11 protein-coding genes and 1 tRNA gene are annotated in these 16,692 nt (G+C 70.5%); 6 read left to right on the top strand and 6 right to left on the bottom strand.

Going from position 1 to position 16,692, the window contains the following annotated elements; genetic code table 11:
• Window positions 1–144: 144 nt before the first annotated feature.
• Together ACFY36_RS44985 and ACFY36_RS44980 are read right to left on the bottom strand one after the other, a co-directional pair.
• Window positions 145–1,578: an RICIN domain-containing protein gene (locus ACFY36_RS44985; protein ID WP_499752064.1), complete on the bottom strand. Its 1,434-nt coding sequence runs from the start codon at window positions 1,576–1,578 to the stop codon at window positions 145–147.
• An 11-nt stretch (window positions 1,579–1,589) separates the two neighbouring features.
• Window positions 1,590–2,990 (bottom strand): pectinesterase family protein, encoded by a 1,401-nt coding sequence (locus ACFY36_RS44980; protein WP_499752063.1) that lies wholly within the window; start codon window positions 2,988–2,990, stop codon window positions 1,590–1,592.
• 210 nt (window positions 2,991–3,200) lie between these two features.
• On the opposite strand from ACFY36_RS44980, the gene ACFY36_RS44975 reads away from it, so the two are divergent.
• Window positions 3,201–5,255 carry a sigma-70 family RNA polymerase sigma factor gene (locus ACFY36_RS44975; protein WP_499752062.1) on the top strand — a complete coding sequence of 685 codons (2,055 nt, stop codon included), beginning with the start codon at window positions 3,201–3,203 and terminating at the stop codon, window positions 5,253–5,255.
• A gap of 464 nt (window positions 5,256–5,719) precedes the next feature.
• Here the strand turns inward: ACFY36_RS44975 and ACFY36_RS44970 are convergent.
• From ACFY36_RS44970 to ACFY36_RS44955, 4 genes are all read right to left on the bottom strand, one after another.
• Window positions 5,720–5,795: transfer RNA gene (locus ACFY36_RS44970), tRNA-His, on the bottom strand.
• 99 nt (window positions 5,796–5,894) lie between these two features.
• Window positions 5,895–6,485, bottom strand: coding sequence for an oligoribonuclease (gene orn / locus ACFY36_RS44965; RefSeq protein ID WP_499752061.1), 591 nt, complete (start codon window positions 6,483–6,485; stop codon window positions 5,895–5,897).
• Window positions 6,486–6,768: 283 nt separating this feature from the next.
• The gene (locus ACFY36_RS44960) at window positions 6,769–11,478 is read right to left on the bottom strand and encodes a hypothetical protein (RefSeq protein ID WP_499752060.1); all 4,710 of its coding nucleotides are present in this window, start codon (window positions 11,476–11,478) and stop codon (window positions 6,769–6,771) included.
• Between the two features lie 47 nt (window positions 11,479–11,525).
• Window positions 11,526–13,163: a copper resistance CopC/CopD family protein gene (locus ACFY36_RS44955; protein WP_499752059.1), complete on the bottom strand. Its 1,638-nt coding sequence runs from the start codon at window positions 13,161–13,163 to the stop codon at window positions 11,526–11,528.
• A 111-nt stretch (window positions 13,164–13,274) separates the two neighbouring features.
• Between ACFY36_RS44955 and ACFY36_RS44950 the strand changes: the two genes are divergently transcribed.
• From ACFY36_RS44950 to bcp, 5 genes are all read left to right on the top strand, one after another.
• Window positions 13,275–13,811, top strand: coding sequence for a sigma-70 family RNA polymerase sigma factor (locus tag ACFY36_RS44950; RefSeq protein ID WP_499752067.1), 537 nt, complete (start codon window positions 13,275–13,277; stop codon window positions 13,809–13,811).
• Window positions 13,812–13,887: 76 nt separating this feature from the next.
• Window positions 13,888–14,382: a MauE/DoxX family redox-associated membrane protein gene (locus tag ACFY36_RS44945; protein ID WP_499752066.1), complete on the top strand. Its 495-nt coding sequence runs from the start codon at window positions 13,888–13,890 to the stop codon at window positions 14,380–14,382.
• On the top strand, window positions 14,379–15,131 hold the full coding sequence (locus ACFY36_RS44940) for a DsbA family protein (RefSeq protein ID WP_499752058.1): 753 nt from the start codon (window positions 14,379–14,381) through the stop codon (window positions 15,129–15,131). The genes ACFY36_RS44945 and ACFY36_RS44940 overlap by 4 nt, the downstream gene beginning before the upstream one ends.
• 17 nt (window positions 15,132–15,148) lie before the next feature.
• Entirely contained in the window at window positions 15,149–16,117 is a 969-nt protein-coding gene (locus ACFY36_RS44935) for a hypothetical protein (protein ID WP_499752057.1), read from the top strand.
• Window positions 16,114–16,584: a thioredoxin-dependent thiol peroxidase gene (gene bcp / locus ACFY36_RS44930; RefSeq protein WP_499752056.1), complete on the top strand. Its 471-nt coding sequence runs from the start codon at window positions 16,114–16,116 to the stop codon at window positions 16,582–16,584. The genes ACFY36_RS44935 and bcp overlap by 4 nt, the downstream gene beginning before the upstream one ends.
• The last annotated feature ends 108 nt before the right edge of the window (window positions 16,585–16,692 follow it).

Here is a 16,692-nt window from a genome sequence, read left to right as displayed (position 1 = left end):
GGGCCCCCCAACCCCCCCAACAACGTCAAGCCCCCCCCCATGGGGGTTCCCGGCACGGGGGGCGGGCCCGCCGGGGGGCCCGCCCCTCTTGCGTGCGGCGGGGCCCCCCCCCCCCGCCCCCACGTCCCCTCGTGAAGAAGGCCTCTAGTTGCCGATGTTCGACTGCGGGCCGGCGTACGTCTTGAGCAGGCTCGGAATGTCCGCCGCCGGGTCCAGCGAGTACGCGTAGTAGCTGCTGGGCGTGAAAGCGGAACCGTTGGTCTGCTGCTTGCCGGAGCTGTTGACGACGATGCTGCCGCTCTGCTTGAGCTGGGCGGCCGACGTGTCGTTGTAGTACGGGTTCTTCACGTTGTCGAAGTAGCTGTTCTCCAGCACGAGCTTGCTGCTGCCGCGCGAGAGGTTGCCGTACGACGTGATGTTCTGCAGGTAGTTGTTGTACAGGTGGGCCAGGGCGACGTTGTCGACGCTGGGGTTGCGCTGGTTGGTGTCGTGGATCCAGTTGTGGTGGATCGTCATCCGCGCGGTCACGTTCTCCGTCCAGCCGATGCCGAACGCCTTGTTGTTGCTGGACAGGACGTTCCACGAGACGGTCAGGTAGCTCGTGTCCTTGCGGCTGTCGATCGAGCCGTCGTTCATCCGCGTGATGGTGTTGTGGTCGATCCAGATGTGGTCGGCCGTGTCCATCTGGATGCCGTCGTAGTCGTACACCTTGTCGTCGGGGTCGTCGTCCGGCATCGCGGTGTCACGGATGGTGAGGTTGCGGATGATGACGTTGCGTACGCCCGTGCCGAGGAAGAAGCCGCCGCCGACGATGTGACCGCTCGTGCCGACGCCCACGATTGTCTTGTTCGACTGCACCTTGAGCTCGGTGCCCTTGGGCGTGATGGTGATGGCCCCATTGACCTTGATGACGTACGGCGTGGTCGCCGTGACGTACTTCTGAAGGTCGGCCATGGTGGTCACCGTGACGGTCGGTCCGGCCGCGCCGCCCGTGGTGCCGCCGCCGGTCGCGGCGAATCCGTCCGGTGTGGACGGCCAGGTGCGGCCACCGCTGCCGCCCACCGGCTCGAAGGCCCACTGCTTGTTGCTGTTGGCGCTGCACGTCTCCTGGATGATCGCGGCGCCGCTCGCCGTGGAGGCGTCCTTGTCGCTGATGCACAGGCCATTGCCGACGTTGATGATCTGGAATGTGTTCGTGCCGCTGGCGGTCAGCTTCCACTGCTGATTGGCCTGACCGGAGGCACAACCCCACTGCTGCAGTTGTACGCCGCTGGTCGCGCTCGCTCCGGGAACGTCGACACATTTGCCGCTGCTGACGTTCTGGAGCAGATAGTTGCTGCCGGCCGCGACGAGCTTGAACTGCTGCCAGGCGGCGCCGGCCGTGCAGCCCCACTGCTGGAGCAGGGCGCCGTTCGCGCTGGACGCGCTGGGCACGTCGACGCATTTACCGCTCTTGGTGACCTTCAGTTGATAGGTGCCACCCGTCGCGGGGAGGGCGGCGGCCTCGGACGGCAGTACGGAGATGCCGATGAGGAGCAGGGGTGCGAGCGCCGCGGCGTACCAAATTGGCTTTTTCATGGTTTTCCCTCTCAACCGACCGGGTTCCAGCCGTCGCTGCCGGCCAGGTATTTCTGCGGGGTGTAGTTCGCGGCCTGGGCGTCGCTGAGCTGCGGCCGGTTGCTGTTGACGGTGGCGCCGGAGCCGGTGTTCCGGTATTCGAGGAACCGGGCGTTCTGCCATGTGTTGCCGGACATGTCGGTCCAGGGCTGGGCGGTCTTGATCGTGGCGCTGAGGTTCGACTCGCGGTACAGGACCTGCGCGTTCGGGCGCCACGGCCGGCCGAGCTGGGTCACGTTGGTGGCGGCGCCGGTGATGGTGCATTGGTAGAAGAGCAGGCCGTACGTCTTGGCGGCGTCGGTGCTGGCCGCGGTGATCGGTCCGCCGCTGGTGCGCTTCTCGTGGATGGTGCTGCCGTGGAAGACGGTGGTCGCGCCGCCGAAGATGAAGTCGACGGTGCCCTCGACGTACGAGTTCCTGACGTACGACCGGTTGTTGTTGACCAGGAACGTGTCCTGGTTGCCGAGGAAGCGCACGTTCGTGAAGACCGAGCGGTCGGCGTTGAGGTTGACCGCGACCGCCTGGCTGCCCTCGCCGTAGTCGTTGGAGAAGGTCAGGTTGGTCGCGGCGAAGTCGTGGCCGTCGAGGAAGGCGGTCGCGCTGCCCGAGGTGCCGTAACCGCCGGCGCTGCTGTGGTTGTTGACGATCACCGTCTGGCTCGCGCTGCCGCCCAGGCCCTGCAGGGTGACGTACGGCTTGTTGGACGGGACGGTGACGATCTCGCGGTAGGTGCCGGCCTTGATCGTGATCACGCGGCGGGTCGTGTTGTTGGCCGGGACGGCGTCGATGGCGGCCTGGACGGTCGTGTACTGGCCGGTGCCGTCCTTCGCTACCGTGGCCGCCTGCGTCGCTTCCGTGACGAAGGCCCACTGCTTGTTGCTGTTGGCGGTGCAGGTCTCCTGGATGATCGCGGCGCCACTCGCCGTCGAGGCGTCCTTGTCACTGATGCACAGACCGTTTCCCACGTTGATGATCTGGAACGTGTTCGTGCCGCTGGCGGCCAGGCGCCACTGCTGGTTGGCCTGACCAGAGGCACAACCCCATTGCTGCAGTTGTACGCCGCTGGTCGCGCTCGCTCCGGGGACATCCACACATTTGCCGCTGCTGACGTTCTGCAACAGGTAGTTGCTGCCCGCGGCTACGAGCTTGAACTGCTGCCACGCGGCGCCGGTCGTGCAACCCCACTGCTGGAGCAGCGCACCGTTCGCGCTCGACGCGCCGGGCACGTCGATGCACTTGGCGCTCTTGGTGACCTTGAGCTGATAGATGCCGCCGGCGGCGGGCAGGGTGGCCGCCGCCGCGGGCAGGACGCTGTAGACGATCGCGGCGGTGGGGACGGCGACCGCCAAGGCGGCCACGACGAGACGTCTCACGATGGTCCTCTCACATTTCGGGAGCGCTCCCATTCGGTTACGCTGCGCTGTGACCGCGCTGGGGGTCGCGGCACCCTGGTAGATGCCGGTATCGCCCGGCGACAACAGAAACCGGCCGAATTTGTTTGTTGGTCGATCGCCACCAGCCGTGTCACGCTCATTGCGGAGTTGTTTCGTTTGACGATCTTCGATGCTTATCCGGGAGGCGCGGTGACGCAGAGTCAGACCGCACCCTCCCTGGTGATCGAGGCCCAGGCCGGCGACGCGGCCGCCCGCGACGAGCTGATCGCCGAACATCTGCCGCTGATCTACAACATCATCGGGCGGGCCCTGGACGGCCACCCCGACGTCGACGATCTGGTGCAGGACACGATGCTGCGGGCCATCCGTGGCCTGCCGGCGCTGCGCGAGCCGGCCCGGTTCCGGTCGTGGCTGATCGCGATCGCGTACCGGCAGATCCAGATGCATTTCCGCTCGAAGACGTCGGCGCCACGTCTCGCGCTGCCGTTCGACGTGCCCGACCCGGTGGGCGACTTCGCCGAGCGCGCGACGGCCGAGCTGGTCGTCGCCGAGCAGCGCCGCGAGCTGATCGAGGCGACCCGCTGGCTCGACGACGCCGACCGGCGGCTGCTCGGCCTGTGGTGGCAGGAGGCGGCCGGCGAGCTGACCCGATCGGAGCTGGCGGCCGCCCTGGACGTCCGGCCCAACCACGCGGCCGTGCGCGTGCAGCGGATGAAGGCCCAGCTCGACGCGGCCCGCGCGGTGGTGCGGGCGCTGCGATCCCGGCCCCGCTGCCCGGTCCTGCAGGATCAGGTGCGCCGCTGGAACGGGATCGCCGATCCACTGTGGCGCAAACGGCTCGCGCGTCACGTGCGCGACTGCCCGCAATGCGTCCTGGCCCGGCACGGTCTGGTCGCGCCGGAGGAACTGCTGCTGGGCATCGCCGCCCTGCCGGTGCCGGCCACGGTGGCCGCCGCGGTGCTGTCGGCTTCGGGCACCGGCGTGCTGTCGGCTCCGGCCGCGGCCGCCGGGATGCTCGGCGTCAAGGCGTCCGCGCTGCCCAAGGTCGCGGCCGTCGCGGCGACGGCGGCGGCCGTGGCCGGAGGCGGGTTCGTCTACGCGGTCTACCAGACCCCTTCCGGCGCTCCGCCGGCCGCTGTCGCCCCGCCCTCCGCCGCGGTGCGGCCGTCCGCGCCCGGTGTGGTGGTTCGCAGTCGTACACCCGCGGCCCCACCCTCCGCCGCCCTGCCCCTCGCGGGCCTCGGGGTGCAACGGGCGGACGTCTTCGTGGCGCCGAACGGGTCGGACTCCGGCGACGGGTCACTGGCCAGGCCGTACGCCTCGATCCAGAAGGCCGTCGCCGCCGCACGGACCGGCCAGACGATCGCGGTGCGCGGCGGCACCTATCGCCTTTCGTCCGGCGTCACCGTCAAGTCGGCCGCCACCGGGGTCACGCTGAGCAGTTACCGCGACGAACAGCCCGTGATCGACGCCGCGGCCCTGCCCGCCACCGAATGGGCGGTGACACAACAGACCGTCGGCTGGACGGTCCAGGGCCTCTCGGTGATCAATTCGGCCAGTCACGCGTACGTCTGCTCGTCCTGCCGCTCGACCACCTTCCGCCACCTGCTCATGCGGAACAACACCCGCTCCGGCCTGCTGCTGCGCGACCCCGGAACCACCGGCAACCAGATCCTGGACAGCGACTTCACCGACGGCAACGGCATCGGCCTGGGCTTCATGTTCGGCGACGGCACCGGCAACCGCGTCCGCGGCAACCGTTTCGCCGGCAACGCCGAGTCCGGCCTCGACCTGAACTTCGCCAGCCCCGTAACGGTCGAATACAACTGGTCCTACGACAACGGCGGCAACGGCTTCGTCCTGACCGGCGCCCCACACACCCTGCGCCACAACGCCGCCTGGACCAACACCAACCACGGCTTCACCGACGACGCCGGCGAGATCACCGGCCTGACCCTGACCAACAACACGGCCTACGACAACGGCGGCTCGGGTTTCGCCCTCCCCGGCGGCCCCGCGACGCTGCGCTCGAACGCCGCCATCGACAACGAGATCGAACCGGCCGGCCTGGCCCCCGGCGCCGCCGAGAGCCGCAACAGCTGGCAGGAGGACGACTGGTCAGCCGCCCGCTTCCGCTCCACCGACCCCACCTCGGCCGAGGCGCCCCGCCCACCCGACGGCACCCTCCCGAAAACCATCTTCCTGGTGACCGGCAACGGCGTCGGCGCCTCCATGGGCGGCTGACCCTATCGTCGAGTGCGAACCGATAGGTGGCCGGGGGCGACTGAGGGCTTGGATGCCGTGATCCGCGCAGGAATCGCAGCGCTGAGGTGCGCCGGGGAGGGAAGCGGAAGCGGATGGCCCAGCCGCCGAGCCGGCAGTGCCCAGCACGGGTCGGAGAAGCGCTGAGTGCCCAGCAACAGTTTCTAGACGAGCGCGCGGGCGATGCTGTTCGGGTGGGTCGGTGGCGGACGCGGGCATCGGCCGCACGTCCTCTTCTACGTCGGTGTTCCTGACGTCGGTGCCGCGCTGCGTAGCCGAACGATTGGGCGGGGCACGCGCCATGGGACCCGAACAGGCCCCGGGAGGAGCACTGGCGGTCGCCCATTTCACCGACCCGGAAGGCAATCTGATCGGGCTCGCCGGGCCCGTCGACGATAAGAGGGCTAGCCCGTGACTCGGACTAACCCTCTGACCTGGACTTGCTTTGGGGTGATCGACGGGACTTGAACCCGCGACCCCCGGGACCACAACCCGGTGCTCTACCAGCTGAGCTACGACCACCATCGCGCACGGGAGCGTTCCCCGTGGTGCCGAGCAATCATAGCCGAATCCCGGAGGGTCCCGTCGAGCGGGTTACCACGCACGCCCGGGTGACACCTCTTACAGCTCGGCCGCGATCGACTTCGCCGTCTCCACGTCGGGGCCCGGCAGCGGGACGAAGATCGTGCGGCGGTAGTACTCGAGCTCGCGGATGCTCTCCCGGATGTCGGCGAGCGCCCGGTGCGCGAGGCCCTTGGCCGGCTGACCGAAGTACACCCGCGGGTACCACCGGCGGCACAGCTCCTTGATCGAGGACACGTCGATCATGCGGTAGTGCAGGAAGTCGTCGAGCGCCGGCATGTCGCGGGCCAGGAAGCCCCGGTCGGTCGCGATCGAGTTGCCGCACAGGGGCGCCGTGCGGGGATTGGGCACGAATTGGCGTACATAAGCAAGAACTGCTTCTTCGGCCTCGGCCATCGTGATCGCCGACGCACGCACCTCGTCGGTCAGCCCCGACTTGGCATGCATGTCCCGCACGACCGGCGGCATCGCGTCGAGCGCCGCGTCGTCGGCGTGAATGACCAGGTCGACGCCGTCGCCGAGCACGTTGAGGTCGGGATCAGTGACCAGAGCCGCCACCTCGATGAGCTTGTCCTTGCCCAGATCGAGGCCCGTCATCTCACAGTCGATCCACACCAGAAGATCCGCCACCCGAACAGCGTACGCCGCAACCCCCCGAAACGCTGCGACGTGTTTCCGAGCCACCCGTCCGGGCATGAGCAGCACAATCGTCCGCTTTCAGGCGATGACTTCCCACAAAGCACCACTTGTGGCTAAACTGGTCTTAACGGACGAAGCCCCCCTTCGGTTACTCCGTTCCCCCGGTAAAGGGCCTTCCGCGTCGGCAGCGTGGAGGGCCCTTTCGGCGCACTGCCGGACGAGATACGACGAAGGCCGCCCCCGATGAGGAGCGGCCTTCGCGATGCGGTTTGTCTCAGTCTTCAGCGGCCGTACGCCCGCGGCGGCTCGTTTCCGTGCTGTCCACCTGATCGGCCGTGGTCGTGGTGGTCCGGCGCCGGCGACGCTGACCGGAGGCGGCCAGGAGCTCGGCGGCTTCCTTCTGATAGGCCGCCAGCCATCCGGTGGGCGTACCACTCCGATCCGGAATGATCCCGGTGCTGGTCCGCAACGGAACGTCAGGTTGCCGAACGGGCTTGGGCGACGCCGGCTTGGCCTTGACCCCCTTGGCCGGCTTCACCTGCCCCACCGGCTTCGCTTGCGTCGCCGGCTTCGCTGGCACCGCCGGCTTGGCCTGCCCTGTCGGCTTGGCCTGCCCTGTCGGCTTGGCCTGCCCAGCCGGCTTGGCCTGCCCTGTTGCCTTGATCGGCTTGCTCGGCCCGGCCGACTTGGCCGCGTTCGCCTGCCCGGCCGTCTTGGCGGTACCGGCCGGCCTCCTCTTGGTCGAGGTGGTCGTCTTGGCCGCCCGTACCGCCGTACCGGTAGCGTCCCCGACTTCCTCTTCGACGTCAGCGGCCACCGACGGCTCGGGCGTCTTCACCCGAACGGTCCGGCTCCGCACAGCCTTGGCCGGAACCTTCGGCTGCTCGACCTCCTCCACGGGCTCCTCGGCCGCGGCCGCCGCCGCGCGGGCGGCCACACTTTCCGCAGCCCGCCGCCATGCGACCGGCGCCGGACGCCCCGACCCGTTGCCCGGCAGCCGCCCGGCGAAGCTGGAGGGAACCCCGCCCTCGAGCCGCCCTTGAGCCTGAGCGAGCAGTCCACCTTCACCGATCCGAGGCCCCAACCCGCGCGCCTTCACGTCTTCCGCCGCCGTCCCTTCAGCATCATCGTCAGCCATCTCCCCTTCATCCCCACCGGCCGACGCGGGGGGCGCTTCGCCGGTGGCAAGCATGTCGGCGGTCCGCTCTGGTGAACTCTCCGCGCCCTCCGCCAGGCCATCGGTTCCGTCTTCACCGACCGGCGCTGCCGTGGTGTTCCCTGAGCCCGGCGGTCGCGACGGCGAGGGAAGGGTCGGCCGCGCCGGCGCCGGTGGCCGGGGCACCGCGGGCCGAGGCGGAGCCGGCGCGGTGGTCGCGGTCGAACCGCCGTCAGCCGGAGGGTCCGCCTGGGCCGTTCCACTGCCTACCGCAGCGGTCGTGACCGGGGCCCGGTTTGCGGTGGTGTCGTCCGCAGGCGCGGTCGCCGGTCCCGCGACGCCGTTCTCCCTGGCGGGCGGGAAAACCGGCACCGGGCCCTGGCTTTCGCCGGTGGCCTCGGTGCCGGTCTCCACGGCCGGCCGGCCCCCACTGGCGGATGGGGTGGCCGACTCCGAGTAACGCTTGGTGGGCTGTCCCCGCATCGGCTCGGCGTCCCGCTCGCTGTCGCGAACAGTCCCACCGGCGCTGCCTGACACAGCCGGACCGGGCCCAGCGCCGAAGCTCTCCGCTTCCACACCATCACCCGAAGTCGTCGTCTTCCCCGGCCCAGCCGGGTCAAGCACAACAACCGAGTCAACATGTACGGCCGAATCGCCCCGAACGCCAGAATCAGCCCCGTCTCCGCGACCAACATCACTGCCGTGGTGAGCCCCGCCACCGGCTCCGGAGACCCCGCCCCGTCCAGCCTCGTGGCCGGTCCTGGCTCCGGGATCCCGACTCGCTTTCGGCCCAGCGTCCCGGCCCTCGGCCCGCTTGGAATCCCCTCCAGCCCGGCCGGCATCCGGCCCGACATCTCGGCCCGCGTCCGGCTGGGGGACCCGGCCGGCGTCCGGCTGGGAGGCCCGGCCGGCGTCCGGCTGGGAGACCCGGCCGGCGTCCGGCTGGGGGTCGGCCGCTACGAAGCCGCTGGGTGGAGGGACCGGCGACGGTCGTCCTTGCGGTGAGGGGCGGCCGTTCGGCGGTGACTGGCGGCCGACGCGGGGCGCGTTGGACCGGCGCAGACCGGTCGCGGCCCAATCGGTGGCCTTCGGGCCCGTGACCATGGAGACCCGCTGCCCGGCCGTACGTGGGTCGCGCTGCCCCTCGGAAGTCCGGGCCGAGCTCGTCGCGAGCTCACGATCGGCAACAGCCGCAGGCATGTCTTCGGCGGCCGGGGAGGGCCCTTGGAAGGCGCGAGCATCCGCGGCCCCAGCCGCGTAGGCGGCCGCCACAGCATCAACGGAGACCGTCTCATCGGCCGGCGCCGTGGAAGAGTCGCGAACGTCCCGCCCGCCGGTTGCTTCGGCACTCGGCAGGCCGACAGCTTCTTGAGAATCCCCCGAAGCGACGTCTTCCCGAGGGTTCCGCCCAACCGCCGTCGCGTCAGCGTTTCCCGCAGAACCAGCGGCTGCGGGCGCCCGCTTGGGACGCGGCGACGGTTTGGTCCCAGCAGGACGCCCAGAAGGCGGCGAAGCCGGACGCACAACGGAATCCGCCGCCGAGCGCGCAACGGCATCCCCAGCCGAGCGCGCAACGGCATCCGCAGCCGGGCGCGCAGCGGCATCCGCAGCCGGGCGCGCAGCGGCATCCGCAGCCGGGCGCGCAACGGCATCCCCAGCCGGGCGCGCAACGGAGGCCGCCGCCGATGCGCTGGAGTCCGTGGCCGGACCCTCAACCGGGTCCGGGGTGGGGCCCTCAACCGGGTCCGTGGTCGGGCGTGCAACCGGGTCCGTGGTCGGGCGCGCGACGGCGGCTGTGGCTGGGCGCTCGGCCGGATCGGTGGCCGGGCGCGGAGTGGCAGACTCCCCGGCGGGGACGTCGGCGCTCGTCATCAGGCGGGAGCCGGTTGGTTTCGGGGTGGCGGCGGTGGGGGTTTCGGGAGCGGGGCTCGGCGAGCTGCCCTCCGGGGCGGCAGTGGGGCTTTGCATGGCGGCGGCTCGGCGGCGGGCTGCTTCGGCCACCCGGGCGGCGGCCTGGGCCTCGGCCTCGCGGGCCCGGGCGGGGGCGGTTTCGGCTACCCAGGCGCCTACCGCTGAGGCCCGGAACATCGGGATGTCGGTGGGGGCGGTCGCCTGGCGGCGGGGGCCCCGTTCGGGGCGGCCGCCGAACAGCGGGTCGGGCATGCTGGGTGGGTCGCCCAGCGGGAGCGAGACCGGGCCGGCGGCGGAGTGCGCGCCGATGAAGCTCAGAGGCTCGCCGGGGGCGGGGGTCCGCCGGCCGTTCGGGCGGGAGGCCGGACCCGGGATCGCCGTGGCCGCCGCATACTCCGCGGCCGAGGGCGGGCCGGCCGGCTGACGACTCTGCGGCGCCGATCCGGGCGCGGCCGTCACGGAAGCGCCGGCCATGGAGCCGCCCACGGAGGAAGCGGAAGCGCCGGCCATGGAGCCGCCCACGGAGGAAGCGGAAGCGCCGGCCACGGAAGACGCGGAAGCGCCGGCCACGGAGGAAGCGGGAGCGCCGGCCATGGCGGGAGCAGCGGCGACGCCACCTGAAGGGGAGAACCCGGCGTCGACCGACGAAGCAGAACCAGTCGTGGCAGGCGAAGGGCCGGCAGAGGGCACCGCACCGGCGAGAGCCGGATCAGCGGAAGTGGCCCCGGCGCCGGGAGCTGCCCCGCCGGATGCCGAAGCCGAAGGACCCGCCGCAGCGGAAGGGCCGGCCGGTGAAAGAGGCGCGGCGGCGGAAGTGCCGGCCGGTGAAAGAGGCGCGGCCGAAGGGCCGACCGGTGAGGGCGCCGCGGCCGAAGGGCCGACCGGTGAGGGCGCGGCGGTGGAAACCGTCGCCAGGGCCGAAGCGGACGGCCCGGCCGGCGAGAGCGGGGAACCGGAAAGCGCGGGCGCCACCCCCGCCATGGCCGGCTCGGTTGACGGGGGCCAGTCGGGAGCGGGCGGCAGGGCCGCCGGGCGGCGCTTCTGAGTGTCCGCCAGCGTGCGGGGGCGGTGGGCGCCTCCGGGGCGGCCCGAGGTGAGGGCGGCCGTCGGCATCGGCGCGCCGATCGCTGCCATCAAGGCCGGGACCTGGCTCGGCTCCACCACGTAGACGATCTCGCGGCGGCGGGACGGCCAGGCCAGGGTGATCAGGCCGATCATCAGGAGCAGCGTGCCCAAGGTGAGCAGGCCCCACGTGCTCGAGTTCAGCCAGCCGGGGCGGATCTCCGCCGTGGCCGTCACCTGCAGGCCGGGCTGGGCCGCCGGTGACATCACGACCAGGCTGTACGGGCCGCCCGTCACGTCGCCCGGCGTCCACGCGATCTGGCCTGAACCGCTCCTGGTCCAGAAGTCGTTGCTGACCGGGGGCGTGTCTGGTGACGTACGGCCGCGGTTGAAGTTTGTCGCCACCGGAAGAGCTCCGGTGCCGATGTCGACCGTGCGGACCACCGAGAACGGCACGCCGCTCAGGTAGCGCTGGACCTCGGCCGTCGGGGCCAGGCCGATGAATGCCGGGCCGTTCTGCGTGTCGGCCCGCAAGCGCAGTTGCGTGTCGCCGATGCGGGTGAACGAGGCGTCCGCGCGCAGCAGGCGGTCGACGTCGGGGACGACGAACGCGTAGCCGGGTGTGGACAGCCGCTGGAGTTCGCCGCTGAAGGCGCCGCCCGAGTCGCGGTGTTGCATGGCGGCCCAGAGGCCGGCGCCGGCGAGCAGCGACGGCAGGCCGATGGCCAGCAGCAGCATCCCGAGGATGGTGCGGAACACCCGCATCAGCTTCTCCCCCTGTATCAGCACTAACTGCGCCGACCATACAGATCCAAATACCCCTAAAGTGGTCAAACAGCCGCGAATCACTAGCATGAAAAAGCCCGGCCCCCGGCAAAAGCGGGAACCGGGCTGGGAAAACTTCAGTTGACGGTGGCCGTCGTGGTCAGTGTCGACTGGTCGATGTCGCTGGTCCGGGCCGTGATCTTGAACGTCCACTCGCCGGCCTGCGGCAGCGCGATGTCGCCGACCGCGTGGAAGTCGGTGATGCGCAGCAGCGGGATGTCGATGGCCTCGATGCCCTTCGACGGGAGCGCCGCCGTGGCCTTCCATTCGACGACGGTCAGCGGTTTGTTGTCGGGCGTGAAGGCGTACAGGTGAATCGAGTTGTTGCCGACCTGGGCCGGGAAGATGTCGATCTGAACGGCCATCTTCGGATCGGTGAGGGTCTTGGTCACCGTCGTGCTCGTGTCGGCCGACGACGCCGCCTCGGCCGTGCGCGGCGGCGAGATCTGCACCAGGGCCGAGGTGACGCCGAGGATCACCGCGGTGATCGCCAGCTCGACTATGACGATCTTGCGGAGGCCGCGTGGTTCGGTTTCGGCCGATTTCGATCGTACGAGTCGTCGCGACCACCAGGCCACGCCGAGCACCAGGGCCGCGAGCGCCACCTTGACCAGAATCAACTGGCCGTACGTGCTGTCGACCAGCCCTTTCAGCGACGCCACCTCGATCAGCGCCTGGACGACGCCCGCGATGATCAGCGCGCTCACCGCGGTGGCGGCCCAGCGCGACCAGATCGGCAGGATCGCGCCGAGCTCCCGCTCGTCGGCCTGCGGCAGCAGGAAGGCGACCAGCATGACCAGCCCGCCGAGCCAGACGGCCATGGCGGCCAGGTGGATCGCGTCGACCACGACCGAGACGCCGGCCACCGGGGAGGCGGTCGGATGGCCGGTCAGCGGCCAGGTGGCCAGCGCGGCCACGCCCAGCACGCCGAGCAGGGCCAGGTCGGCCTTGGACTCGTTGCCCCGGCCGCGCAGCAGGGGTCTCAGCAGCAGGGCGGCCGCGCAGACGACGCCGAGGCGCACCAGCATGACGGCGCCGAAGGTGCTGCCGAGCACGTCGCGAAGGTCGCCGACGCGGACGTCGAAGAGCGTGGAGCCGGTCGAGTACGGCGCCTGGAGCCACAGCGCCATCAAGGTGCTCACGGTGATCAGCCCGACGCCGGTCCAGATCACCCGGCCCGGGCCGCGGCGGCTGAGCCGATGGGGCCAGAGCAGCGCGAGTACCAGCACGGGACCGACGAGGAGCACCAACCCGGCGTACCCCAGATATTTGCCGACCGGGATGAGGGCACGGACGACCGGGTTGACCTTGGTCTCGTCGATGGTGGCCGAGGGCGGCGTCGACGCGGCGCCGACCGAGTAGGTGATGCTGCCGCCGACCGGGTGGCTGTCGGCCGAGATGACCCGATAACTGACGAGGTACGTCCCCCGGCCGCCCCCCGAGCGCAACGGGATCGTCACCGTGCCGCCGTCGACGGTCGGCTCACCCTGATCGGCGCGGCTGCTGTCCGGCGCCAGCACCTGGATCTTGCCGGAGAGCAGCTGAACGGACTCGCTGAACGTGAGGGTCACCTTGTTCGGCGCGTCGGGCACGATCGTGCCGTTGGCGGGATCGCTGTTGACCAGGGCCGCGTGCGCGCTAGCGGGCGCGGCCGGACCGGCCAGAACCGCGAAGAACCCGACCAGCAGACCGGCTAGAGCCCCGTAAACGCGCATGCGCCGCCGATTAGTCACCCCGACATGCTGCCCGATCTCAACCTGAACGCCCACTGCCGGGTCGGGGAAAGCGGTGGGAGGGAGACATCGAAGAACCCCGTTCCGCGTACGATGACCGCCATGGACGGCCTGGAGGAGACGACCGAGCTTGCCCGTGCCGGCGATCCCGCCGCCCAGGCGGCGCTTGTTCGGGCCACCCAGGCCGAGGTGTGGCGTTTCTGTGCGGCTCTGGTCGATCCCGGCGCCGCCGATGATCTGACCCAGGAGACGTTTCTGCGGGCGTTCAAGGCTCTGCCGGCGTTCGAAGGCCGCTCCAGTGTCCGCACCTGGCTGCTCGGCATCGCCCGGCGCACCTGCGCCGATCATCTGCGGGCCGTCGTGCGGCGGCGCCGGCTCGATGTCCGGCTCGCCGCGCAGGCGTGGACCGACCAGCCTTCGCCCGATCCGGCTCACCGGCTGAGCACCGCCGACCTTCTCGGGCGCCTCAGTGACGAGCGACGCACCGCGTTCGTGCTCACACAGGTCCTTGGACTCTCCTATGCCGAGGCCGCGCAGGTGGAGGATGTTCCGGTGGGCACGATCCGCTCCCGGGTGGCGCGTGCCCGCGACGAGTTGGTGACCGCTGTGGCGGAGGCTCGCGCCGTCTAGTCAGCCTTTTCCCAGCGAAACCCCAGCAGAATGGGGGGAACCGGCGGGACAGTGGCATCGACTAAGTGGGGTGACCATGGACTTGAAGCAGCGGCCATCCCGGCTCACAGCCGCCTGGCCCTGGGTGTCCACCCTCGCGCGACTCGGCCTGGCCGCGATCTTCCTGATCTCCGGTGGGCTCAAGGTGACCGACCTGGCCGCCTCGGGGCGCGCCGTGAACGCGTACGACCTGATGTCCTGGGAGACCGCCAAGGTGGTCGGAGCCGTACAGCCGTTCCTGGAGATCGCTCTGGGCCTTCTGCTGTTGATCGGCATCGCGACCCGGCTGAGCGCGGCCATCGCCGCCGTGCTGCTGGTGATCTTCATCGGGGGCATCATCTCGGCCTGGGCGCGGGGGTTGCAGATCGACTGTGGTTGCTTCAGCAAGGGCGGGGAGCTGACCGGCGGGCGGACCGCGGAGTACGGCCTGGACATCCTGCGTGACGTGGGCTTCCTCGTCCTGGCCGGAATCCTGCTGTGGAAACCGCGGACCAAGTTTTCGCTCGACGGCCTGTTGTTGGGAGAGAGATGAGCAAGGGCGACAGAGACCGGAAGAGCGCGCAGGCGCGCAGGATCGTCGAGGCGCAGAAGGCGGCCGAGAAGCGCCGCAAGGTCACCATCTGGACCACCGTGGTCGTCGTCGCCGTGCTGGTGATCGCCGGTGGCATCGGCTGGGGCGTGCTGGCCAACCAGAACAAGAAGACCGAGGCGTCCCAGGTGACGACGCCGAGTGTCGCGGTCGACGAGGGCACGGCCTTCGCGGTCGGCACGGGCCCGGTCACGGTCGACCTGTACGAAGACTTCATGTGCCCGATCTGCAACGAGTTCGAGCAGCAGACCGGCCCCACGATCAAGCAGATGGTCACCGACAAGCGGGTGACCGTGCGCTACCACCCGGTGGCCATCCTCGACGAGGCGTCGAACGGCACCAAATATTCGACCCGTTCCGGCGGGGCGGCGGCCGCCGCGGCCGTGGACGGCAAGTTCACCGAATATCACGACGTGCTCTACGCCAACCAGCCCGAGGAGGGCAGCTCCGGGCTCACCGACGCCAAGCTGATCGAGCTGGGCAAGTCGGTCGGTCTCGGGTCGAGCTTCGAGACCGCGGTGAACGACAAGACGTACGACAGCTGGATGACCAAGGTGACCGACACGTTCGCGTCGCGCGGCTTCAACGGCACGCCGACCATCGTGGTGAACGGCAAGCAGGTCGAGGGCCCGAACAACACGCTGCCCACGACGGCCGTGTTCGAGCAGGCTGTGCAGGCCGCCGAGGGGTGAGACGCACCCTGTTGATCATGGCAGCGGCCGGGGCGATGCTCGCTCCGGCCGCGCCGGCGTTCGCGCACGCCGGCGACACGCCCGACGCGACGGCCTACCGGACCGCGATCACCGGGATCAGCACGCCGGAGAAGGGCCTGACCATCCGTACGGTCGAGGCCGGGGCCCGGCTCGAGCTGAGCAACGAGACCGGCCACTCGGTCGAGGTCCTCGGATATTCGGGCGAGCCGTACCTCGATATCCGCCCCGACGGCACGTATCAGAACACGAGCTCCCCCGCGGCGTACATCAATGAGACCGTCACCGGCGACACGCCCGTCCCGGCGTACGCCCAAGCGACCTCGGCCCCCACCTGGCGCAAGATCTCCTCCTCGACCACCGTGCGCTGGCACGACCAGCGCACCCACTGGCTCAGCCCCGGTCTGCCGCCGCAGGCGCAGGCCGATCCCTCGAGCGCCCATCGGCTGCGCGACTGGGTGGTGCCGCTGCGCGAGCAGGTCCGCACGTTCGAGCTGCGCGGCACCCTCGACTGGGAGCCGCCGCCGCGGGCCTGGCTCTGGTGGCTCGCCGCCGGCCTCGCGGGTCTCGCCACGGTGGCGCTGGCCCGGCGCCGGCCGTTCTCGGTGCGGCCTCTCGCGCTCATCGCCGGTCTTTCCCCTTTGCTGTACGCCGTGACGACCACCCTCGACGGCGGAAGCCCCTCACCCGTGCTGGTGCTGGCCGGGCTCATCGGCGTGGCCGCGGCCTATCGCCATCCGCCCTTCTTCCTGGCCCTGGCCGGGGCGGTGGTGGCGCTGTTCGGCGGCTTCAACGCGGCCGGCGTGTTCGACGCCGCGGTCCTGCCGGCGGCCGGGCCCGCCTTCGTCACGCGGGCGGCCGTCGCGCTGGCCATCGGCGTGGGCGCGGGCCTGGCCCTCACCGGCGTCCTGCGGCTGCGTGCCGCACTGCCGGCCGCGCAACCGGACCGGACTATCGTCGCAGCATGACTGACCGACTCTCCGCCGGCGACACCGCGCCCGAGTTCTCGCTGCCCACCGACAACGGCGACCGGCTCACCCTGTCCGACCTGCGCGGACGCAAGGTCATCCTGTACGTCTACCCGGCCGCCATGACCCCCGGCTGCACCACGCAGGCGTGCGATTTCCGCGACTCGCTGGGCTCGCTGCAGGCGGCCGGCTACGAGGTCGTCGGCATCTCCCCCGACGCTCCCTCCAAGCTGGCGAAGTTCCGCGAGCGCGACGCGATCACTTTTCCGCTGATCAGCGACGAGGACAAGAGCGTTCTGACCGCGTACGGCGCTTTCGGCGAGAAGATGAACTACGGCAAGAAGGTCATGGGTGTGATCCGCTCCACGTTCGTGATCGACGAGGACGGCAAGATCGAGCGCGCTCTGTACAACGTCAAGGCCACCGGTCACGTCGCCAAGCTCCGCCGCGATCTCGGGATCGACTGAACTCCTTCAGTCTTGCAACTTCCTGCCGATGGTTGAGGGCGACCGGCCCGAGGTCCCCTGTCCCACGGCGGCTGTCACGCGGCTTTGATTCGCGAGGCGGCCGCCGTG

The organism is Actinoplanes sp. NPDC000266, from assembly GCF_042899005.1.
Taxonomy (GTDB): Bacteria; Actinomycetota; Actinomycetes; order Mycobacteriales; family Micromonosporaceae; genus Actinoplanes.
Note: the sequence above shows the minus strand (reverse complement) of the source record. Positions and strands in the feature narration are given on the sequence as shown.

Coding starts and splice junctions, on each gene's coding strand:
- ACFY36_RS44985 (WP_499752064.1), bottom strand. CDS start 1,578: ATGAAAAAGCCAATTTGGTACGCCGCGGCGCTCGCACCCCTGCTCCTC.
- ACFY36_RS44960 (WP_499752060.1), bottom strand. CDS start 11,478: ATGCTAGTGATTCGCGGCTGTTTGACCACTTTAGGGGTATTTGGATCT.
- ACFY36_RS44955 (WP_499752059.1), bottom strand. CDS start 13,163: ATGCGCGTTTACGGGGCTCTAGCCGGTCTGCTGGTCGGGTTCTTCGCG.
- ACFY36_RS44950 (WP_499752067.1), top strand. CDS start 13,275: ATGACCGCCATGGACGGCCTGGAGGAGACGACCGAGCTTGCCCGTGCC.
- ACFY36_RS44945 (WP_499752066.1), top strand. CDS start 13,888: ATGGACTTGAAGCAGCGGCCATCCCGGCTCACAGCCGCCTGGCCCTGG.
- ACFY36_RS44940 (WP_499752058.1), top strand. CDS start 14,379: ATGAGCAAGGGCGACAGAGACCGGAAGAGCGCGCAGGCGCGCAGGATC.
- ACFY36_RS44935 (WP_499752057.1), top strand. CDS start 15,149: ATGGCAGCGGCCGGGGCGATGCTCGCTCCGGCCGCGCCGGCGTTCGCG.
- bcp (WP_499752056.1), top strand. CDS start 16,114: ATGACTGACCGACTCTCCGCCGGCGACACCGCGCCCGAGTTCTCGCTG.